This is a genomic window from Marseilla massiliensis (assembly GCF_016899955.1).
Lineage (GTDB): Bacteria > Bacteroidota > Bacteroidia > Bacteroidales > Bacteroidaceae > Prevotella > Prevotella intestinigallinarum.
The window spans coordinates 103,573-127,693 of record NZ_JACJJL010000009.1; the positions used below are offsets into that span (position 1 = coordinate 103,573).

Genomic DNA, 24,121 nt, shown 5'->3' on the forward strand with positions numbered 1-24,121 from the left:
ATCATGAAGAAGATAATATTTTCAGTTATCTGTATGATGACGCTCTTTGTGTCGTCATGTAGCGATATGCTCGACGTTGAGACAAGCCGCGAGGTTGAGCTGCCCTCCATCGGGCAGGCCTCCGACTCCTTGTTCTACGTGCTGGGCATAATGCAGGCAGTGCAGCAGGCTGCCGACGCCTACTACATTCAGAATGAGATGCGTGGCGACCTGGTCGACGTCACCGTGCATTCAGACCTCAACTTGCGTGAAATGGCAAACTTCAGCGCCACGGCTTCCAACAAGTACGACAGCGCTTACGTTTACTACCGCATCATCAACAACTGCAACTACTACATTGCCAATCGCGACACCACCTTGTATGACGGTACATACAATGTCACACAGTCGGAGTATGCCACCGTGCTGGCTTTCCGTGCGTGGGCTTACTTGCAGCTTGCCCGCAATTACGGCAAGGTGAAGTTCGTGACCAAGCCGCTCACCTCTTTGAGCGACATCGAGAACGACAAGTCTGAGGAGCTTGGCATCAAGGAGATTGTTGCACGCCTGGCCGACGAGGGCAACACCGCGTTGAGGCGTTACAGTGGGCTCGACCTGCCCTACGGCAATGGTGTCATTGGCAGCGATTACATTCGCTCAATGTGCATCCCCGTCGACGTTATCCTTGGCGAGCTCTATCTTGAGGCCGGGCGCTATGCCGAGGCTGCCGACTATTACTTCAAGTACCTGCTTAAGTATAAGATGGTGGCCAGCGACCAGCGTTCTCTTGTTGAATTGTCGAATATGTGGGATCTCAATTTGCCCAACGACTTCCTGCCAGAGTCTTCCGGCAATTGGTTCCCTGATAACTTTTCTCTCATATCTACATCAACGTCACTCGACGGTCGCATCACTTATCTCCCCATGGCGCTGAACAAGTTTAAGGGAGTTACGTCGGAGATACCCAAGTTGTTCGGTTTTGACTATTACCTAACTTCCGGCGACGAAGATGCCACTCCGGACGAGAAGTATCAGGCCAAGTTCATGGACGAGCAGCAGATAGTGCCGTCCTCTGCCTACAAGTCGCTGGCCAACAACTCTCTTTATTACTACACGTCGAGGTTTGCCGGCCATGAGAACGAGAAGGGCGCGCTCAGCATTGGCGACCAGCGTGCAAAGGCTCGCGTGGTTCAGCGCAGCAATGTGGGCGGCGTCGACACCATGGAGTATCAAAGGCTGTTCACTTATGCACCGCAGATCATTCTCTACCGTTCTTCCACCGTGTGGCTGCATCTGGCCGAGGCGTTCAATCGCATGGGTTATCCCGACGCAGCTTTCGCCATCTTGAAAGACGGCCTTACCACCAACCTGCTCACGGATACGACCTACATCACCGATGGCACCAAGGAGTTGCTCACCGGTCGCTATCCGTTCCTGATAGGCGAGGGTGTCTCTATCTTCAGCGGCACGGGTGGGGCGCGCAACTACGGCATCCATCGCCATGGTTGCAGCGACGCCAGCGGCATCGACGGCGTTTACTCGCTCTATCAGATGGACACCGAGGTTTTGCGCAAGCTCGACGAGATAGAGAGCATGTTTGAAGTGACCTCTGCCGGCAGCGAAGACTCTCTCGCCGTTATCGTCAATGCTGTAGAAGACTTGCTGTGCGACGAGTACGCCATGGAGTTTGCTTTCGAAGGCTGCCGCTATGCCGACCTCATGCGCCTGGCCCGCCATAAGAACGAGTCGAGCCCTGCCGGCTACGGCACCAACTTCGGAGGCCGTTGGCTTGCCCGCAAGCTGGCGTTCAAGAATCCGGTCAAGAATCTTGAAGACGAGCAGAATTGGTATCTTCCGATGAAGTAATGCCATAAATTGAGTTTTTTCACATGCAATGGCCGCATGCACGCACGGGCGCGCATGCGGCCATTTTGTTTGTTCATTTGTTACACCGCCGTCACGCGGGACGTTTTCGTACGTATTTCATATTTTTCGTACGAAATGACAATGCCATTGTCGTTGCCGATGCTTAACTTTGCGCACGAAAGCCGGCAGAGGCTGCCGCAGTGCCATGGCAGCGGCCCGCAGGCCGGCATTGGCGTCAGAGAAACAATCAATACATATAAATGATGACATATTTCAACCGTTTATCCCTTTATGGCTGTGCATTGGCCCTGGCTTGCCTGCATAATGCCTTTGCCTGCATGGCAGCCCCGCCAACAGTCCGTGCAGTGGCCTCGCCGTCAGCAGAAGAGTCTGCTGCTGCAGACCCGCCAGTGATGGGCTGGAGTTCCTGGAACACCTATCATGTAAACATCAGCGACACGCTCATCATGCGCCAGGCCGACGCCATGGTGGCCAAGGGCCTCAAGGCGGCAGGCTATCGTTACATAAACATCGACGACGGCTTTTTCGGCTATCGCGACAGCACAGGCCTCATGCATGCCCATCCGCAGCGTTTCCCGCGCGGCTTGCGGCCCGTGGCCGACTACATCCACTCGCTGGGCTTCAAGGCCGGAATATATTCCGATGCAGGCAGCCACACATGCGGCTCGCGTTACGACAACGACGAGAACGGGTTCTGGGCCGGCCTGTACGGCCATGAGCGGCAGGATGCCGAGCTTTATTTCAACGACTGGGGCTTCGACTTCATCAAGATAGACTATTGCGGGGCGGGCACAGAGCTCAACCTCGACGAGCGCCGCCGATACACCGAGATAAGCGAGGCCTTCAAGAGTGTGGGCTGTGGCGACGTGGAAATCAACATCTGCCGTTGGGCTTTCCCCGGCACATGGGCCCGCAGCATTGCCCGCTCGTGGCGCATCAGCCCCGACATACGCCCCCGCTGGTCGTCGGTCAAGCGCATCATCGACCTCAACCTATACCTGTCGGCCTATTGTGGCGGCGGACACTACAACGACATGGACATGCTCGAGATTGGCCGCGGCATGCCCCGCAATGAAGAAGAGGTGCATTTCGGCATGTGGTGCATCATGAGTTCGCCGCTCATGATAGGCTGCGACATGCAGACCATACCCGAGGCGTCGCTCTCACTCATAAAGAACGAAGAGCTGATAGCCCTCAACCAAGACCCGCTCGGGCTGCAGGCCTACGTCGTTCAGCACGAGGGCGAGGGCTATGTGCTCACCAAGGACATCGGGCGCAGGCGGGGCACGGAGCGTGCCGTGGCCCTTTACAACCCGTCCGACTCTGCCTGCCACTTCAATGTGCCGTTGTCGCTGCTCGAGCTTGGCGGCCGGGTGAGGCTGCGCGACCTTGTAAGGCGTTGCGACCTGGAGCCCGTCAGCGACAGCATAGTGTGCGACCTGCCTGCCCGCAGCCTGCGCCTGTTGCGTGCCGAGGGCCTTTACCGCACCGACCCGGTGGCCTATGAGGCCGAGTGGGCTTACCTGCCCTGTTTCGATGCCCTGGGCAAGGTGAAGCACCAGGTGCTCTATGCCGCCAACCCCGACGCTTCGGGGGGCATGGTGGCGTCGTGGCTGGGCGGTCGCAAGGAGAACATAGCCCGCTGGAGCGACGTCTACAGCAGCCGCGGCGGCGCCTACGACATGACCATCACCTATGTGCCCGCCGCCCGCCGCAGGCTCGAGGTCACGGTCAATGGCACAACCACGCGCCTCTACGACCTCGCCTCCGAGGGGTGTTTGGCCACGGTGACCATACCCGTTACGCTGCGCAAGGGGTTCAACACCGTCGAGATGGGCTATCCCTACGGCTGGACTGTCGACATAGACCGCTTCGAGCTTCGCCCTGCCGGCAGTGGCGGGCGCTGACAGCTGCCCCGCATGCCGGCATGACTGAAGGGCGCCGGGCGTGACGTGGTCACACGGCAGCCTGCCGTTACCGTTTACGTTTATGCATGTTTTTTTGTTTATGAAGAAAATACTGTTAGTTATGGCTGCCGCCATCATAGCCGCAGCCAGTGTCGTGGCCGGCGACCCCGACCCGTTGATGGGCAAGAAGATGGGTGTCATCGGCGACAGCTATGTGCGCAACCACCGTGAGCCGGTAGAGAACACATGGCACTATAAGTTTGCCATGAAGCATGGCATGAGGTATTACAATTACGGCCGCAACGGCAATTGCATCTCCGTCGACCTTGCCCGCTGGGGCGAAGGCATGTACCGCCGTTATGCCGACATGGCCGACTCGCTCGACCTCGTCGTAGTCATTGGCGGGCACAATGATGCCGCCCGCCTCGACAGCATAGGCATGGGCCTGTTCCGCGAGCGCCTCGGCGTGCTCTGCCGCGGGCTCATCGAGAAATATCCACGTGCCCAGATAGTTTTCTTCACGCCGTGGGTGTGCGATGGCTTTGCCGGTAGCAACCGCGAGCGTGTGGTCGATGCCATGCTCAGCGTGTGCGGCTCTTACGGCATACCCGTGTTCGACGCTGCCCGCCGTGGTGGCATCTATGCCGGCAGCGCCACTTTCCGGCGCATCTATTTCCAGGGTGGCGGCACCCGCGACACGGCCCACCTCAATTCGCGGGGGCACGACCGTTTCCTTCCGGTGGCCGAGTCGTTTATACTGCAATACACAGAGTGATGCGCCAACAAACCGTTTACCAATGACTTTCGGCGCCCATCGGCGGTTGGAGGCAACAGTGGCGGCTGTGGCTGCCTGGTGCCCCAGGCCGTCGTCAGCCATGGGCCCGCACAAAACAAATCGCAATTATGAAGTTTACCAACATCATCATGGCCTTGGCCTTCATGCCGCCCTGTGCGGCGTCGGCGTCGGGCGTCAGTCTTTCGCGCCTCACGGTAGAGGGCCGTGTGGCCCCTGTGGGCATCGACGTTGCCGTTCCCCGTTTCGGCTGGCAGATAGTTTCTTCCGGGCGCAACGTCCGCCAAGAGTCTTACCGTATCATAGTGTCGTCTTCCGAAGACAATGCGCGGAGCATGGTGGGCGACGTGTGGGACAGCCGCACCGTGGCTTCCGACTCGTCGCAATGGGTGGCTTACAAGGCCGCCCCCTTGCAGCCCAACCGCAAATACTATTGGCGTGTGCTTGTCAAGACCAACGTCGGCGACGCCGTGTGGAGCGAGCCGTCGTCGTGGTCGACGGGCCTCATGTCGCCAGAAAACTGGCGGGGACAATGGATTGGGCTCGACTCGCTGCTGCCCGGCGACGTTGCCGAGCGCCACAGCCGCATGGCGGTGCGCTGCTTCCGCAAGGAGTTCCGGGCCGGCAAGGGGGCCGTGAGCCGAGCCACTATCCACATTTCCGGACTGGGCAACTACGCCATCTACATCAACGGCAGGCGGGTGGGCACCGACGTGCTCACGCCCGTGCCCACCGACTACACCAAGACAGTGGCCTACGACACCTACGACGTCACCTCGCTCATTGCGGGCCGCAATGCCGTGGGCGTGGCCCTTGCCCCTGGCCACTATTTTGCCCAGACACAGAATTACCAGACCAACGTGCGCACCACCTACGGTTACCCCAAGCTGCGCGCCAACCTCATCGTTGAGTATGCCTCCGGGCAGGCCGACACCATAGTCACCGACTCCACTTGGCGCTTCTTTGCCGGCGGCCCCATACGCTATGCCAACGAGTACGACGGCGAGCTCTTCGATGCCCGGCGGTGCGTGGCCGGCTGGGCCGAGGCCTCGTTCGACGACAGCAGCTGGGCCCGGGCTCGCGTCGTGGCCGCGCCCGGTGGCGTGTTGCGCGGCAATGTCACGCCGGCCATGAGCGTCTATTCGTCGGAGCGCCCGGTGGCCGTGCGCAGCTACGGGCGGCGCCACATTGTAGATTTCGGCACAAACGGGGCAGGGCGCCTGCGCCTCACGCTGAGGGCCGCTGCCGGCGATACCGTGCGCATACGCCATGCCGAGCTGCTGGCCCCGGGCGACTCGGCCCTCTATGTGGCCAACCTGCGCAGCGCCGAGGCCACGGCCTGGTATGTGGGCGACGGCCGCAGCCGGCGCTGGGCGCCCGAGTTTACATACTACGGCTTTCGGTATGCCGAGATAACTGGCGTCGACGACATCGGGGAATGCGACGTGGTGCGCGAGCTCATTGCCGACCGCATGGACGATGAGGGCACCGGCTTCGCCGCCTACGAGGCCGGGGGCGAGAGCATGCTCAACGCCATAGTGGCCAATGCGCGCCGGGGCGTGAGGAGCAACTACAAGGGAATGCCCGTCGACTGCCCCCAGCGCGACGAGCGAATGCCGTGGCTCGGCGACCGCACCACGGGCTGCCTGGGCGAGAGCTACCTCATGGACAACCATTCGCTGTATGCTAAATGGATTGCCGACATACGCGACGGGCAGCGTGCCGACGGCCGCATCAGCGACGTGACACCTGCTTACTGGAGGCTGTACAACACTAACATCACGTGGCCGGCGGCCCTGCCTTTTGCCTGCGACATGCTTTACCGCCAGTATGGCGACCTGCGCCCCATGCGCGAGAGCTACATGTCGATAAAGAGGTTTCTCGACATGATAAGGCGCGACAACTATGATGGCGGGCTCGTGCCATACGACCGCTACGGCGACTGGTGCGTTCCGCCGGAGTCGCCGAAGCTCGTTCACAGCAAAGACCCGGCCCGCAAGACCGACGGGCGGCTCATCTCGTCGGCTTACTATTACTATCTGTGCCGGCTCATGCAGCGCTATGCAGGGCTGTTCGGCCTGGATGCCGATGCCGAGACATACTCGCGCGATGCCGAGACCACGCTGAAGGCCGTCAACGACACCTTCCTCTGCCGGGGCCGCTATTCAAACGGCACTGTCACGGCCAACCTGCTGCCGCTGGCCATGGGCATGGTGCCCGAGGGCTACGCCCGTGGCGTGGCCGACAGTCTTGTCAACACCATAGTGGCCAAGAACGGCAAGCATGTCAGCGCGGGCGTCATAGGCATACAGTGGCTCATGCGCCAGCTGTCGGCGATGGGGCGCGGCGACCTGGCCTACGACCTGGCCACCACCGACACCTACCCCGGATGGGGATATATGGTGAGCCGCGGGGCAACCACCATCTGGGAACTGTGGAACGGCGACACCGCCAACCCGTCGATGAACAGCGGCAACCACGTCATGCTGCTCGGCGACCTGCTGCCCTGGTGCTACGAGCACCTGGCCGGCATCAGTCCCGACCCGGCCTGTCCCGGGTTCAAGCGGGTGGTGCTCAAGCCCGACTTCAGCATCAGGCGGCTCACCCGTGTGGCCGCCTCCCACCGCTCGCCGTATGGCACCATACGCAGCGAGTGGTGGCGCGAGGGCTCTGCTGTCAGGTGGGCGGTGTCTGTGCCGGCCAACACCACGGCCGAGGTGCACCTGCCCGACGGCACCGTGCGCCAGATAGGCTCGGGCGACTATGTGTTCTGACTTTGCAGGGTGGGGCGGTGCCGTGTGGCTGCCGGCACTGCCCCACGCCGTCGCCCTGTTAGGGTTAAATGTCGTTAAGCAGCGTGGCGTTAGCCTTAATGTTTGTATTTTTGCATTCGGTTACTGACTACTGAAATAACATTAAGGAAAAATAAGCATGAAGAAGACTTTGTTTTTGTGTGCCGTGGCAGCCCTCGGAGTGGCAGCACAGGCACAGACGGCGCGCAAGCTGACCGTCAACCTGACGCCCGATGGTGCGTCGAACATACAGGTGTTCCTGCCCGAGACGCCCTCGGGGCGGGCCATTGTGGGCTGCCCCGGCGGCGGCTATTCGCATCTGTCTATGCAGAACGAGGGCACCGACTGGGCCGAATACTTCAACAGCCAGGGCATAGCCTACTGCGTGCTCACCTACCGCATGCCCAAGGGCGACCGCTCGCTGCCCATGTCTGACGCACAGAACGCCATACGCACCGTGCGCGACAGCGCACAGGCATGGAAGGTGAATCCATACGACGTGGGCATCATGGGATTCTCGGCCGGAGGCCACCTGGCGTCGACCACTGCCACACATGCACCCATCGACGCGCGCCCCGACTTCCAGATACTGTTCTATCCCGTCATCTCGATGAACGAGCGCGTCACACACAAAGGCTCGGTGGTGGGCTTCCTGGGCGACGGCAGAGCCGACAAGGCCCTTGTCGACGAGTTTTCCAACGACAAGCAGGTGCGCCGCCACCAGACGCCTCCGGCCTTCATCGTCATGGCCGGCGACGACCGCGCCGTGCCGCCCCTGACCAACGGGCTGCCTTACTACACGGCGTTGCGCCGCGCAGGCATACCGGCCGCCATGCACATATACCCCTCGGGCGGCCACGGCTTCGGCTTCCGCTCGTCGTTTGCCTACCATAACGAGATGCTCGGCGAGCTCTCGGCATGGCTCAAGAGCCTCAAGGCACCCGACGCCGGGGCCAAGCGCGTGGCTTGCGTGGGCAACAGCATCACCGACGGGCACGGCATTGACATGGCCGACGTGCAGGGATATCCGGCGCAATTGCAGCGCCAGCTGGGCAGCGGATACTGCGTGCGCAACTTCGGCGTCAGCGGCCGCACGCTGCTCAACCATGGCGACCGCCCTTACATGAAGGAGAAGGCATGGGCCGAGGCCAAGGCTTTCGAGCCCGACATCGTGGTGGTAAAGCTCGGCACCAACGACAGCAAGCCGCGCAACTGGGACAACTACGGCAAGGAGTTTGCCGCCGACCTGCAGCAGATGGTCGACGAACTGAAGGCGCTGCCGTCGAAGCCTGCCATCTACTTGTGCTGCCCTGTGGCCTCGGACACCGGCAGCGGCAAGCAAGACGACAACCAGATACGCGACTCTGTGGTGGTGGCCGGCATCATGCCCGTGATAAAGAAGGTGGCCAAGAAAAACAAGTTGCAGGTCATCGACCTCCATTCTCTGCTCGACCCTAAGTCTGACTCGATGCAGCGCGACGGCATTCACCCCACGGCCAAGGGGGCGGCGGCCATAGCAAAGGCGGTGGCCGAAGCTGTGGTTGCAGGCGGGCGCTGACACCGCGTCGCGGGCTTGCCGAAGACATATCGAAAGCGTTTTTGTACGATATTACCAAAAAACGGACGAAAGTATACTTTTGCAATGGTTTCGTTGCCGTAATTTTGCACCCGTGAGTCGGCTGCGCCGCGCTACGGTCTGATTGCCGTTGGGCGCGCGCCTCTGCCGGGCTGCTGTTCGCGGCGGCCATCCATGAAAGTTTGATTATGTTAGTTTTGGTTAGTACAATACGTTTTTAGAAAGTACATTTGGTAGATATCTTTTTCTGGAAAGGCCTGGCTGTGAAGCCGGGCCTTTTTTAACTCCTGCATGCCGGCAAACCGCCGGTGATATGGCTTTGTTTCTTTCTCTGGCTTCCAAGGGATTGGCAGGCCGCCCAACGCGGCAGGCTTCGTGTCGGTTTTTTGTCATCCGGCGTTGCCGTCTCTTGCTGCCGAGCTTGCGGCCTGTGCCACAGCTGTTTGCGATAGCTGCCGTTTTGCGTTGCCATAAGGGCCGTTTTACGCCCCGAAACGGCCTGTATCGCACAGCAATACGGCCTTTGTGGGATGCCTGTTGGGCCGCGTCCGGTGGCTTTGCGCTGCCGTGTCGCGTTTTTTCATCGCCTGCGGCGGCCTTCCGCCCGGGCTGCCTTGCCACAGCGTCCCGGCCGCCGGCACATGGCCCGGGCATGTTGGCGCATGGCGGCAGGTTGCAGCCCCGAGGCGCGCCTTGCTTAGGCTGCGGTGCCGCAACCGCGGGCCAAAGCGTACTAAATTACCGGTTTTTGTACGATTGTCGTGCTTATGTCGGGTGTTTTTTGGTAATTTTGTGCCGTTAAATGCTTTTGTAGCACCTCGCGGCAGCATGACGCGCATGGTTGCCGAGGGTGATGCGGATGAAGAAAATACTATCATAACTCAGCTTAAAACTAAAAGACAAAACGGCAATGAGAAAATTTTACATCGGTCTTTTGATGGCGGCCATGCTGCCATCCTGCCTGTATGCACAGCGGATACAGCAGAAACTGGGACGCTCGGTGGTGGCCGTGGCCGGCAGCGACAACGTGCTCGTGACGTGGCGCAAGCTGGCGCAGGAGCCCGAGAACTGCACGTACAACCTGTACATGCGTAAGCAAGGTTCGTCGGACTACACCAAGGTCAACGCCGAACCTATTGTCAACACCAACTACCAGGCCACGGTTTCAACCATACCCTACGGAACTGAGCTGGCTGTGACCATGGTTTCGCCCGACGGGACGGAAGGCGACAAGAGTTCCCCATTCCTCTTTCAAAGCCATGCTTACAACAATGTGTTCATGGATATCGACTTCGAGGCGGCGGTGCTCAATCCCAACAATTACGAGTTTAAGTATGCCTGGCCCATGGACAACGACGGCGACGGCGAGTTTGACGCGCTGCTCGTTGACCGCAGATACTGCGGACTGGCAGGGCAGGCCGACCCCGGCACCACAACCACGAGCCACAAGCTGCAGGCATATACGTTCGACGGGCGCTGCCTCTGGACGGTAGACATGGGCCCGAACGTTGACATCGACGCCGGCCAGGGCGACATGGTGGTGGCCTACGACATCAATTGCGACGGGCGAACCGAGGTGATTGTGAAGAGCTCTGACGGCACGCGCTTCTGGAACAAGGCCGCCGAGACGTGGGGAAGCTACGTGGGCGGAAGCCAGGATGCCGACACCGATGCCGACGGTATTGTCGACTACACCAAGCAGGGCAAGCGCAACCCGCCTTATTATGTGTCGATAATCGACGGTGCAACGGGCGAGGAGATTGTGCACTCCGAACTCAACTACTCGGCCGTTACCGACGGGGCCGACAGCTACGGGCGCGACAACAGGGCCGACTATTACGACGACAACAACGGACTGGAGTATGCTTTCCTCGGAGGTTCGTTCTCGATATGCTACTTCGATGGCATACACCCGTCGCTTGCAGTGCAGTGTATGAACCGCCGAAAGAGCGACGGCCACCATTACTACATGTGCGAGTGGACGTTTGACTGGACGGGCGGCAAGCCCCAAAACTGGCATCACGCCTACACGTGGCCCATGCGCAGCGCCAATCCGCCGGCCGCAGAGTTCCACCAGTTGCGCGTGGCCGACGTCGATGGCGACGGCATCGACGAGCAGCTCGGCGGCGGCTATGCAGTCAACTCGGTCAAGGGGCTCGTCATGTCGCCCGGAATAGGCCATGGCGACCGCTACGACGTGAGCGACATAGATCCCGACCGGCCCGGGCTCGAGGTCTACGCAATACAGCAGACCAACCTGATGGGGCAGCTGCTCTACGATGCCGCCACCGGCGAGCACATCAAAGAGTGGTACCTGCCGACCATCGGCGACGTGGGGCGCGGGCGCTGCATCGACGTAGACCCGGCCCACAAGGGCTACGAGGTGTTCTCGACCATGGGCAACCTTTACGACTGCAAGGGCAACGTGATAAAGGAAGGGGAGACCGCCTACCCCGTGGAGGCCGTGTGGTGGGATGGCGACCTGCAGCGCGAACTGATTGCCTCGAGCGGCGGCAGCGGCCGTGGCACCAACGTACACGTGGCCAAGTACGACGGATCGCGCCTCATTCAGTTCTCGCGCGAGAGCGACTGGGCCGTCCATGCGGGCGGTGCCGTGCGCCCGGCGTTCATGGGCGACATCACCGGCGACTGGCGCGAAGAGCTCGTTCTCATGAAGCAGGACGACAAGACCAGCACCGGACTGATTGCATATTCTACCAACATACCCACCGACTACAGCTTCTACACGCTGCAGGAAGACCCGCACTACCGTCTCGACTGCACCACACGTGGCTACTACCAGATGCCGTGCACGGGCTTCTACCTCGGTGGCGACATGCCCTATCCTCCGCTCCCGCCTGTGATGGTGACCGACCTGCGTTGGCAGGGAGGCGGCACATGGGGCGCGTCGGGCTCGGGCTTCACCTCGTTTGACATGACTGCGGCGCAGGATTACGCCGACGGCAAGAGCGTGGTGTTCGACCTGAGCGGACAAAACGGGCAGCCAATACAGGTGAACTCTACGCTGAAGCCTTCGGCCGTTTACATAATGAACCCCAAGGGCCACGACTATGCCTTCAACGGCACAGGCTCACTGGCCGGCGACATGGAGCTGTGGAAGGCGCAGCAGGGCACTGCCACCATCGACATCAACCTTGACTTCACCGGGCGTACCATAATAAGCGAAGGCACGCTGTGCATCAACGGCACCGTGGCCGGGCCGGTCGAGCTGCGCGCCAAGGGCACACTGGCCGGCGTGGCAAGGCTCAATGGCGACATCTCGTTTGAGAAGGCGCTCAACTACGAAGGCTGCCGCATCATGCCGGGAAATGACGCCGACAAGTTTGGCACAATGACTTTTGGCAAGAGCCTGACCCTGCCGGGCGACGTATACATAGAACTCAACGCCTCGGCAGCGCAGATGGGGCATGTCAAGGTTGATGGCGACCTGACGCTTGAAGGCACAAACACGTTTACCATCAATGCCGCCGAAGGGCAGATAGCCGTGGGAAGCTATGTGCTGGCCGAGTGTTCCGGCAAGCTCACGGCCGACCCCGACAGCATAGCCATGCGCGGACTGGACGGCGTGAACTGCGACGTGACGGTGGAAGGCAACCGCCTTGTGCTCACTGTCAACGAGTCGAGGGCCCCGATGAAGGATGTTGTGTGGACAGGAAACGAGTCGGACAAGTGGGACTACAAGGCCGACAACTTTGTTGCAGGCGGCGCTGCCACGCCGTTTGTAACCAACGATGCCGTGGTGTTCAACGACGAGTCGGCCAACCGCAATGTGGCTGTGGCCGACAACATGGTGACGGATGGCGTGACGTTCGACTTTGACAACGGCACCTATACGCTCTCGGGCGAAGGGGCAATAAGCGGCAACGGCGGCCTGACAAAGAACGGAAAGGGCGAAGTGAGGATGAAGCTGGTGAACAACAGCTATACCGGACCGACCGTCATCAACGCCGGAACGCTCACTGTGACCAATCTCGCTGACGGCGGAAAGAACAGCTCCATAGGCGCCTCGACGGCCAAACAGGGCAACCTGCAGCTCAACGGCGGCACGCTGAAAGTAGACGCCACCAACATGGCCACAGACCACATAGTGACCCTGAGCGACACTGCGACCATCAACGTGGCGTCGGCTTCGGGCACCATCTCGCTCAAAGGGCTTGTCATGGGCGACGGTTACCTGGTGAAAGACGGTCCGGGACAGCTTAACTTTACATACGAAGGAAGCAACACGTTTGCCGGCCTCATAGTGAGACAGGGCAAGGTTGCCACGGGCGCATGGAACGCAACGTTCTGCAAGCCCGGCTCGACAATGGTGCTGGCAGGCGGCACTGTCGACCTGCTCGACGTAAACAATTCAAGCACGAGGCCCGAGTTCAACTACAAGGTCACCGTGGTTGAGGGCACCGACAACACCGTCATGGGAACCATTCGCGGCGACATAAACGGCAGCTTCACCGGCAAGGGCAACCTGACCATCGTTTCCGACGGTGTGAGGAATGACATTGGGGCCGACTTCTCGAAGTTTGAGGGAACGCTGACTGCACAAGGCGAGAACTTCCGCCTGCAGGACAACGTCACCGACATGGGCATGACGAGCCTCGTGCTGGCCGACGGTGCCATCGTGAGACACTACAACGACAACGGCGGCAACAGCCGCGCGGTGAAGACGGTTGTGGGCTCTTTGGCCTCGAAGGCCACCGACTGCGAGCTGGGCAACGGCATCGACAGCTACGAGGTGGGCCAGAACAACAGCAGCACCAAGTATGCAGGGCGACTCACTGCCAAGACCATTACCAAGCGGGGAACGGGAACCCTGACCATCAGCGGCACAGAAAGCACTTCCGACCTGGTGGTTGACGAGGGGGCGCTCGACCTTTATTGCAATCCTTACACCGCCGCGCCGACATCGCTCACCAGCGGTACGATCACTGTAAACGACGGCGCCCGTGTCATTGGCTACGCCGGGGCGGCTGCCATGGTGGTAAACAAGGGCGGCGTGATTTCTGCCGGCTACGACGACAGGACGGGCATGATGAAGTCTACGGGAAGCCTCACGCTTGGCGAGGGCAGCACCATCGTGGTGCGGCTCGGCCTCAGTTCGGGCTCAAGGAGAACCTATGACTCTTACAAGTTCAACGGTGCTGTGACCCACAATGCCGACACCGTGCTGGTGGTTGTGCCCGAAGGGCGCATGCTCGCAGCCGGCGACGAGTTTGATGTGTTTGACGGCGAGGGCAAGCAGAGCGGTTCGTTCATCATCAAGACTGTCAGCCCGGGACAGGACATCACGTGGGACAGCTCCGACTTCCTGTCGGAGGGAGTGCTCCGGGTGGCCACTGCCGACGCTATCGGGGGCGTGGCGGCCGATGCGGCCCGCGTGGATGTCTACTCTGTCGACGGCATCAAGCTGCGTGGCGGGGTCTGCCGCGACAAGGCACTCGACGGGCTTGCACCCGGCGTATACATCGTCGGCGACCGCAAAATGGTGAAGGAGTGACCTTAAGGCAACATGTAAAGGGCGCGCGCAGCGGTGTGCGCGCCCTTTTATTATAGTAACATAACCAATCAAAGTTAATGTCATCATGAGCATAATGAATAAAATTGCCAAGTCATTGGCGGCGGTGGCGCTGTCGGCCTGTGCTGTTTGCGCCACGGCCCAGGAGCCGGCTTCTGTGTTCATAACGGCGGGGCAGTCGAACGCCGACGGCCGCGAGTATGTCAACAAGTTGCCATATTACCTCAAGGGAGGGTACAAATACCTTAGATACACCAACGTCACGTCGTCGGGCGACGGTACGTTCCACGAGTTCAAGTTCGACAAGCGGTTTGCTTTTTGCGACATTACCAACTACTTCATCGAGCAGTCTTTGCAGACAGAATTCTACGCAATAAAGTGCGCTTACGGCGGAACGGCCATCGACACGGCTGCCACTTACAGCCATTTGCCCGTTTGGTGCGCCGACGAAGGGTGGATAGGGCGCAACAATGCCTACAGAGGCGACATCAACAAGGGCAAGTCGCTCACCAAGTCGCTTACCGAAGGCTTTGCCGCCTGCGCCGACGTCACGCTGTCGAAGTTGCCCCAGGGCTATGACGTGAAGGCCATCATGTGGCACCAGGGAGAAAGCGACCGCAATCAGGCCGGCCACTATTACAAGAACTTCAAGGACATGATAAACTACATGAGGGCGGCGGTGTACGCCAAGACCGGGCGCGAGAAAGACAAGACGCTGCCGTTCATCTTCGGCACCGTGCCGCATGCCAGCAAGCAGTACAGCCGCGGCGTCGAGGAGGCACAGTTGCGGGTGGCTGCCGAGTTGCCCAATGTCTACTGCATCGACATGAGCGACGCTGGGCTGAGGTCGGACGCCCTGCACTTCGACTCGGCCTGGACCGAGTATCTGGGCAAGCAGATGTACAACAAGCTCGTAGAGCTGAGGCTTGTCGACGGCGACATGGTTGAGGCCGAGAAACCCCACAAGCCGGGTGCAAGCGACACGCTGCAGGTAGAGGCCGAGCGCCGCTGGGACTTCACCGAGGCGTGGGCTCCCGAGGCCGAAGAGAGGCTCAAGGCCGACAAGGCGTGGCCCATGTTCCAGAAGCTGGGCTACCGCTATTCGTCGGCAATGCCCGAAAACCGTGAACTGGCGGCCTCAGACGGCTACGTGTTTCCGGCCACCAAGGGGCTGTTCTTTAAGTGCAGCACGGGCAACCGCATCATTGTCAACCCCGGAAACCACATCTGTCTTTACGGCGACAACCTGTACCTGACAGTGCCTAAGGTAAGTCCGGGGCAGACGGTGACCATCGTCACCGAGTCGGCCAAGGGCGAACGGGGCATCACCACCGACAATGCCGACTTGGTGGAGCTGGTCCGCGGTGGCGGCAAGGCCACGGGAAAGGTGGTCAACGAGTGGCGCGTGAAGGAGTCGCTGACAGGGCCTGTCGACCTCGTTTTCCACTCAGACGGAGGCGCAATCTATGTCTACAGCATACAGGTGGCTTCACCCTACGTCCAGATATTGGTTGGGGCCGACGGCAAGGTGACCTTCAGCAGCGACAAGGCATGCGACGTCAGGCCTTGTGCCGGCATGATAAAGGCATACGTGGCCACCGACTATGACGCCTCGTCCGACGTGCTGACGCTGCAGCAGGTGGACACAATACCGGCAAATACGGGCGTTGTGGTGATTGGCGAGGAGTGTCTCGTGGGGGCGCCGCAGGTGAAGTCGGCCCCGGCCGTTGCTCGCAACCTGCTTGTTCCGGTGGTTGGTGAGTCCGCTGTAGGCCCCACCGAGACTGTTGGTGGCGTTGATTGTTGCAACTATGTGCTTCAGTCTGTCGGCGGTTCGGTAGACTTCCACAAGCTCAAGGCGCCCATCCTGTTGTCGGGTCAGGCCTACTTGCGGCTGCCGGCAACCGAGGCTGCAGGTGCCGAGGTGGTCAGGCCGGTGGTAGACACGGGCTCGGGCATCGGGCTGGTCAGTGCCGGCGGCATGGCCCGCGGGATGTGGTACACCATCGACGGAGTGGCGGTGGAGCGCCCGTCGCGAGGGCTCTATGTGTGCGACGGGCGCAAGTATCTGTTCAAATAGGCCCCCCGCGCGCTCCTGCATTATATATTATAAAAGTTTACATCATGCTTGATGCCAGTCATAAAGAGCCATTCGGACGTTCAAAACGGCCTCTTTTGCATTGCGGCAAGGCCCGTTTCGGAAAGCGAAACGGGCCTTGCTGCATGTTGATATGTGTGGTTCTGGAATGTCTTGGCTGTCAGATGGTTACACGGTAGGGCCGGAAACCGGGCCCTGGATGAAATATCTTGACATGCGATGGCCTGCAGGCCGCGGCCTTGTGGCGTGAGTGGCAGGTGGCCACGGGGCTGTGTGGGCTATGCCGCGGGGGTGGGGCGGCGCAGCGCCAGCGCCGGCCTTGCGGCGTCATGGCTTGCCCTTGCCATACTGCTTCGGGCTCACCCCGTACTTGGCCTTGAAGCATTTGTTGAAGTACGAAGCGTCTATTATGCCCACCTTGTAGCTTACTTCGGTCACGTTGAGCCGCCCCTCGAGCAGCAGTTCGGCGGCAAGCTCCATGCGCTTGTTCAGCAAATACTTGTTGGGAGATACGCCGGTGAGCTCTTTCACCTTCTTGAAGAACTTTGAGCGGCCTATGTACAGCATCTCGGCAAGGGCCGTCACGGTGAAGTCGGGCGCGCTGATGTTCTGCAAAATCAGTGCATCCATCCTGTCGATAAACTTCTTGTCGGCAGGCGACATGATAAGCCTGATTTCGTCTGCCTGGGCGACAGGCGTGTCGCAATGGCCGTTGTCTTGCGTCGCCCGCCTTTTGGCCTTCTGCGCATTCTTTATCAGTTGGGCCGCGCGGCCGGTGAGGAGGCGGAAGTTGCAGGGCTTCACCATGTAGTCGTCGGCCCCGGCGTTGTAGCTCTTCAGCTTGTGGGCGTCGTCGTCGAGGGCCGTAAGCATGATCACGGGGATGTCGGCCGTCTCGATGTTTGTCTTCAGATGCTTCACAATGTCGTATCCGCTGATGTCGGGCAGCATCACGTCGCAGATTACAAGTGCCGGTTTGCGTGCCGCCACCCCGTCGAGCCCGGCCTCGCCGGTGGCGTAGCTGTCGATGTGGAAGTAAACGCCCATCTCGCTTTCCGTCTGCTGTCGCATGTCGGGGTCGTCTTCGATGACGGCAATGGTCACATCGTTGAACGCCTTGGGCACCAGTTCTTTGATAATCTGCTCACATTTGTCGTTCTTCTTCTCCGTGCCCGTTGTGGTGGTGTCTATGGCCTTGCGCCTGTCGCCGTCGGTGTAGGCGTCGCCGGTGGCAGGCAGGCTGATGGTGAACACCGAGCCCCCGCCGTTGGCCCCCGGGCTGTATGTCAGCGTGCCTTTGTGCAGCAGGGCCATCTGGTAGGCGTTGTACAGGCCTATGCCCATGCCCCCCTGCGACGCGTAGCCTCCCATGAACGGCTTGAACATGAGCTGCCTGCGCTCGGCGGATATGCCCGGGCCGCTGTCTTCGACCACTATCTCGAGGCTGTTGCCGGCCAGCCTCACCGAAAGGGATATGGCACCCCGCTCGGGCGTATACTTCACGGCGTTGCTCAGCAGGTTGTATACCATGGCCTCGACCATCTGCCTGTCGAACTCCATCTCGTGGCTCTTGGCAAACGGAGTGAACGTTATTTGCTGCCGCTTCTGGTGGGCCAGGCTCCAGAAGTCTTGGTAAATGTCTCTCACAAAGGCAATGATGTCGGCCCGTTCAACGCTAAGCCGCATGTTGCCGGTGTTTACCTTGCGGAATTCCATGAGCTGGTTTACCAGCTTCAGCAACCGTTTTGTGCCCCGGCGGGCCGTTTGCAGCGCCGCCTTCGAGGGCGGTCGGTCGCTGTGGTCGGCCAGCTTGTCGACCGCTCCCTGTATTATGGCGAGCGGAGTGCGGAACTCGTGGGTGACGTTGGTAAAGAAGTTGAGCCTGAACTCGGCCATCTGCTTTTCCAGTTTCATCCGTTGGTGCAGCCGCAGCTTCTCTCTCGCGTTGTTGTAGACGTAGAGCCCGAAGGCCGCGGCCACCATGAGGTAAATCACCCATGCCCACCATGTGTTGTACCACGGCTGGTGCACCACGATGGCCAGCTGCGTCTCTTCGCTCCACACGTTGTCGCTCAGCGACCGGAGGTGGAAGATGTATGTTCCCGGGGGCAGGTTGGTGTATTCCACGTGGTTGACGCTTGTCATCTGCCGCCATCCCTTGTCGGCGCCCTCGAGGTAGAACTGGTAGAGCGACGACTCGATGTTTGAATACTCAAAGTTTGAGAACGACAGCTTGACGGTGTTCTCGTTGTGCCTGAGCGACACCCTGTCGACGTGGCCCGGAGCCCGCTCAAACCTGCCGCTGTCACTTGCCGACACGCCGTTTATCTCGATGTCGGTGATGTAGACGTGGGTGCTGTCGGCCCGGTTCGCCTTGGTGGCAAGCCGCGGGCTGACTATGGTAAGCCCGTATTGAGTGCCGAAGAGCAGCCGTCCGTCGCCCATGAGCATGGCGCTGCCCTCAGAGTAGATGTTGCGCTGCGGCATCTTGCCAAACTGAAAGGTCTTTACCTTCATGTCATGGTCGTATATCAGCGACAGGCCGCTTTCGGTTGCAACCCATATATTGCCGTCGTTGTCTTCCAGTATAGAGCAAATGCTGTTGTTGGCCAAGCCTTCCCTGTCGGTAAGAATCTTGAGGTCGAAGCAGGCCGGGCCCTTGCCGAATGTGCATCTCACCACGCCGCAGCCCTTGCCGCCTGCCCACAGGTGGCCGTCGGAGGTGTATTCCAGGCATCTGACCTCGTCGAACGGGAAACTGCCGTCTTTTGTGTTGAAGCACTTGAAGTCGTCGTTGGTCAGGTCTTTCTTGTTGGTGTCGGCCACATACAGGCCGTTGTTCGAGGCCACCCATATCCTTCCCATGGCGTCGATTTCAATCTGGTGGAGCCTGCTCTCGTTGGTGCTGCGGTCGAGCAGGCGCCTGAACGACAGACGCCCGCCGTTGTCTGTCTGCGCCATGAGCAGTCCGTCTTCATACGTTGCTATCCATACGCGCCCATGCTTGTCTTCCTTCAAGTCGTAAAGGTCGTTGCTCGGGCAGTGCATCCGCCTGTCGCCCTTGTTGTAGCCGGTGCCGTCCACGTAGAGCCCGTCGCCCCGTGTGGCCATCCATTCCCTGCCCCTGCTGTCTGTGATGTACGAGTATGCGCAGGCCTTTGTCTCGTAGAGCAGCGTGGCTTGCCCCCTTCCGGCGTCGAGGGCGTATATCTTGTTGTCGCGCGTGCTGAATATGGTCTTGCCGTCGCTGCGCTTCGCAATCATCTTCACGTTGTTGGCCCAGTCGCCTTTGTGTCCCTTCGCCGGCAGCACGAAGTCGGCTATCGACTGGTCGGCCACCGATATGCAAGCCACTCCCATCATGTCTTGCGCCACCCACAGCGTTCCGTCTCGGTCGATGAACATCGTCGTGAGGAAGTTGCTGTCTATAACGGGTTGCGGGTCGTTGGCCGAGTAATGCCGCAACGCGCCGCTCCGGTGGTCGTAGACGAAGAGTCCGTTGCCGAATGTGGCGATGTAGAAAAGCCCGTGGGGGCCGCGCCTCACCGTGTAGCGGCGCATGCGGTCGGTTGTGAACTTCACGTCGGGCAGCAGCTTGAGCGTCTTTACCTCGCCCTCGGGGGTGAACACCCATAGCGTTCCGCTGCTGTTCGACTCAAAGTGGTAGCCGTCTGCCGTGTCGAGGAGCAGTCCGTTGGGCACCTGTACGCCGTCGGGCTTGGTGGTGACGCCCGTGTTCAGGTCGACCTGGTAAGTGTCTTTGCAGAACAGCATCCATCGCCCTCTCCACACGAAGTTGCTCTTTATGGCGTTGACATTGCCCACGGCAGATGGTATCTTGAAGCTTTTCGTCTTCTTGCCGTCGGGCGAATATATCTCGACGGTGTTGCTTTCGGTTAGGCAAACAATGTCGCCACGGTATGTGTTGGCTTCCTTGTAGCGCTGCCCTTTGGCTATCGTCGTGAGCCGGCCTTGCCTGTCTATGCGCAGCAGTCCGTTGTCGGTGGCTGCCCATACGTTTCCTTTGCCGTCGGCAACCATGCGTGGTATGTGGCTCCCGGGCAGCCTGCCGTTCTGCACGGTGTAGTCGGTGCACTTGAAATTGCCGTCCTGGCAGCTCACGTGGCGTATGCCCGAGCGGTCGTCATACATCCAAAGTTCGCTCCCGTTTTTTATGAATCGCCGGTAGGTGCGGTTCTCGTCGCCCCGCCGGGTGTAGTCTACGAATCGTCCGGCGGTCAGGTCGTAGCACGCGAAAGTGAGCGTAGCGGTGTGAATCCATAGCAGCCTGTTGCTTGAGTCGCAGTGTATGTTGCCTATGTTGGCGTCGATGTTGCGGTTCTTGTCGCTGCTGAGCGACAGATAGTTGACAAACGAGTAGCCGTCGTAACGGCACAGCCCGTAGGCCGCCCCCATCCATATGAAGCCGTCGTTGTCTTGCGCCATGTCGTAGACGGTGTTGCTCGAGAGCCCGTTTGCGGTTGATATCCTCTTGCCGGTGAGCACCATCTGGTCGATGGACACTGCCCGGCAGACTATTGCAGAGATGGCGAATATGGTTAGTAAGAACGTCTTTTTAAGCATTGTTTCTGATTGGTTGGCAAACAACAGTATTGGTAGCCGCCCGTGCCGGAGCTGTCGCTGCCCTGCGGCATGCGGGCTTTCTTTATTTGCAAAGGTACGAAAAAAAACAAGATAAGGGCCGTGAAATATATAAAATAGGCCTGTTGGCGCCTAAAAAAGCCACCCCGCCCCATACCTCGGCCGCCTTTGTGCCGGGGCCATGGGCCTGGCGGCACAGTGAGGAGGCATAATGGTATGAGGCAGGGTGGACATGTGCGGGTGCGGCCCGCGGCCTTGCCGGTCCGGTCAGTTGCACGTCATGACGGCCTATTTCAGGAAGTCTGTCACCGACTTGTCGGGGCCAAGGTAGAACCCTGTGTGCGGAGGCTGGTTGTAGCCCACGTTCTCTGTGGCCACGCTTATGCGGTAAGGGATGTCTTCCATCAGGCAGTTTATGCGGTAGTCGGTGGGGATGGGGCTGACATACAGGCGCAGTTCGCCGCTGTCGGTGGTGCGCACGAGCACCTCTTCGCGCCAGTCGCCCACGATGTCGGCGCTCAGGCATGGGTTCGACTTCGTGCCGTTGTTGAACGTGCAGCCCTCAAACTCTTTGATGAGTTTCATCCCGCCGGTTTCCCATTCATACTTTGAGACACGGTTGTGGTCGAGCATCTCGCGCAGCAAATCGCCGTCCCACCACACGGCAAAGTTGGTTGGCAACCGCATTCCGCGCAGGAACAGGGCCGTGTCGTCTTCTTCCGACTTGGCCTTGTCGGCCTTCTCCTCTTCGCTTGTGCGCTTGGGCGTTACCAGTTCTCCCTTTATGTTGCGTATGCCGTGGCTGTCTGAGCTCCACATTTCGAGCCCCGGGTTTGTCGGGTCTATGTCTGCTGCCATGCAGCGGCCCACGTCTTCTCGGCTTTTAATCTGGAAAATCACCTTCCCCGTGGCCGCGTCGCGCAGGTCGGAGCCGTCGCGCCGGTTTTCGTGGCAGTCCCACAGCTGCAGCCTGTCGGTGGTAGGGTCGAACGCCGTCAGGTGCATTGCGTCGCCATGGCCCATGCCCGTGGTGTACAGGCCTGTGCCGTCGTTGTCGACGGCCATCGAACCGTATATTATCTCGTCGCATCCGTCGCCGTCGACATCGGCCACCCGCACGTTGTGGTTGCCCTGGCCGGCGTAGTCTTTCCACCTGCTGTCGTTGGTGTCAAACGTCCATCGGTTTGTCAGTTTCCTGCCGTCCCAGTCCCATGCGGCTATCACCGTGCGCCCGTAGTAGCCGCGGCAGAAGGCCGCGCTGGCCCGTTTGCCGTCGAAGTAGCCCATGGTGGCGAGGTAACGCTCCGAGCGGTTGCCCCTGTCGTCGCCCCAGTCGCTCACGTTTCCGCGCTCGGGTATGTACGGTTGTGAGTCCATCGCTTCGCCCGTCAGGCCGTTGAACACCGTTATGTACTCCGGTCCCGACAGTATCCTGCCTGCTTTCCACTCATTGTAGCCCGGGTCTCGGCGTTGCCGTGGCTGCCGCCTTCCCCGCGGTCCGCGTTGCGCCCGTTGCGGGCGCCGTCCGTCGCGGCGCATCTGTTCCCACTCCTTGCGGCGCTGCTCCATCTCGGCCTGCTCCTTCTTGGCAGCCTCGCGGTTCTTGTCGAAGTTGGCCATGGCCTTGCCAATCTCCTCGCGCCAGTCGGCCTTGGCGTCGCCAATGGCGTTGCCCTTGCCGTCGATGGTGCCGTCGGCGGTCTTGACCATCAGTTCGGCGCGGCCGTCGCCGTCGAAGTCGTAGACAACGAACGGCACGTAATGTGCCCCGCTCCGTATGTTCTTGCCCATGTCTATGCGCCACAGCCGCGTGCCGTCGAGGCGGTAGCAGTCGAACAGAGTGTTGCCCGTGAAGCCCGAGTGGGCGTTGTCGTGCTCGTTTGACGGGCTCCATTTCAGTATTATCTCATACTGTCCGTCGCCGTCAACGTCGCCCACGCTTGCGTCGTTGGCCGAGTAAGTATATTCGCGCCCGTCGGGCGATATGCCCCCTTCGGGCTTCTGGAGCTTTATCGGCAAGTAGCCTTCGGGCGCGCCGGCCGCCAGCGTGTAAGTGCCGTTTTTCCCCCCGCCTCGTATCTCGTATGTTGCGTCGGTGGCCAGCGGACTGTCGTCGACATAGAATGTGCCGCCCGTGGTCAGCGGTTGCCGGTTCAGTTTCACCCCGTTGCGGTAAATGTCGAACGGTTCGCCCTTCTTGTCGGTGTACAGCGTCCGCCAGCTCACTATGACGTGGCCTGCGTCTTGCCTCACGGCCACGACGCCCCTGTTCAGTTGTTCCCGTTGTATGTTGGCCATGTCGTAGCGTGGCTGTGCGCATGCTGTGGAACAGAGCACAGCTGCCGTCACCATTGAAAAGAGGTGTTTCATCTTTTTGACTTGTTTGGTTTTTAATCGTTGGTTGTTACTATTGTCATGGGTATGACGTTCGTCGGGATGAATGGTTTAATTGAAAAGAAAATTCAGTGGGTTTTTCTTTCCGCGGCTGTTGTATGCCTGTTGTCGCCGTTGCGCGTGGCCATGGCCGTATGCACAGGTGGCGGTTGGTGTCTGTGCGGTGTTGCGTGACAATTCGTCGGCGCTGCTTTTTGTTTTCGGTTGAGGTGAGCGAGGCCTCCGCCGTGGCCTTGTTTTTTTTGAAATCAAGACAAACGGAAATGCCCTGAAAATCGTTTGGGGGCTTAGTGTTCCATGGATTTTCGGCAGAGGCGCGCTTGCCGGTTGTGACATTTGTCGCGTGGCGTGGTCGGAACTACCGCAGATGGCATTGCTGTACGGGCTTGTTTTCGCGGTCTTGCGTGCCGTATTGCATTGCCGGATGGGCCATGTTGCATTGCCAAACGGGCCGTTTGGGGGCGCTGTTTGGCGCATTATGCCGGCCGGAATGGCTCATGGCGTGGCAAGGCGGTGGCTTTCAGGGAGTTGCGTGTTGGTTGTGTTTTTCGCGTTTTTCA

9 protein-coding genes are annotated in these 24,121 nt (G+C 60.0%); 7 read left to right on the plus strand and 2 right to left on the minus strand.

Features of this window, described 5'->3' with window-relative positions:
* Positions 1-3 precede the first annotated feature (3 nt).
* From H6B30_RS07030 to H6B30_RS07060, 7 genes are all read left to right on the plus strand, one after another.
* Positions 4-1,845, plus strand: a complete 1,842-nt coding sequence (locus tag H6B30_RS07030; protein ID WP_205109077.1) for a RagB/SusD family nutrient uptake outer membrane protein — start codon at positions 4-6, stop codon at positions 1,843-1,845.
* A 338-nt stretch (positions 1,846-2,183) separates the two neighbouring features.
* Positions 2,184-3,773: an alpha-galactosidase gene (locus H6B30_RS07035; protein ID WP_205109128.1), complete on the plus strand. Its 1,590-nt coding sequence runs from the start codon at positions 2,184-2,186 to the stop codon at positions 3,771-3,773.
* Positions 3,774-3,873: 100 nt separating this feature from the next.
* Positions 3,874-4,548, plus strand: coding sequence for an SGNH/GDSL hydrolase family protein (locus H6B30_RS07040; protein WP_239483712.1), 675 nt, complete (start codon positions 3,874-3,876; stop codon positions 4,546-4,548).
* Positions 4,549-4,676: 128 nt separating this feature from the next.
* Positions 4,677-7,340 carry a family 78 glycoside hydrolase catalytic domain gene (locus H6B30_RS07045; RefSeq protein WP_205109081.1) on the plus strand — a complete coding sequence of 888 codons (2,664 nt, stop codon included), beginning with the start codon at positions 4,677-4,679 and terminating at the stop codon, positions 7,338-7,340.
* 157 nt (positions 7,341-7,497) lie between these two features.
* The gene (gene axeA1 / locus H6B30_RS07050) at positions 7,498-8,916 is read left to right on the plus strand and encodes an acetylxylan esterase AxeA1 (RefSeq protein ID WP_205109083.1); all 1,419 of its coding nucleotides are present in this window, start codon (positions 7,498-7,500) and stop codon (positions 8,914-8,916) included.
* Positions 8,917-9,844: 928 nt separating this feature from the next.
* Positions 9,845-14,449, plus strand: a complete 4,605-nt coding sequence (locus H6B30_RS07055) for a rhamnogalacturonan lyase family protein (RefSeq protein ID WP_205109085.1) — start codon at positions 9,845-9,847, stop codon at positions 14,447-14,449.
* A gap of 85 nt (positions 14,450-14,534) precedes the next feature.
* Entirely contained in the window at positions 14,535-16,547 is a 2,013-nt protein-coding gene (locus H6B30_RS07060; RefSeq protein ID WP_205109087.1) for a sialate O-acetylesterase, read from the plus strand.
* Positions 16,548-16,892: 345 nt separating this feature from the next.
* Here the strand turns inward: H6B30_RS07060 and H6B30_RS07065 are convergent, their stop codons facing one another.
* A complete protein-coding gene (locus tag H6B30_RS07065; protein WP_205109088.1) occupies positions 16,893-21,149 on the minus strand; it encodes a hybrid sensor histidine kinase/response regulator transcription factor in 4,257 nt (1,418 codons plus the stop codon).
* Positions 21,150-21,455: 306 nt separating this feature from the next.
* Complete coding sequence (locus tag H6B30_RS07070; protein ID WP_239483721.1) at positions 21,456-23,537, minus strand: rhamnogalacturonan lyase; 2,082 nt, start codon at positions 23,535-23,537, stop codon at positions 21,456-21,458.
* Between the last annotated feature and the right edge of the window lie 584 nt (positions 23,538-24,121).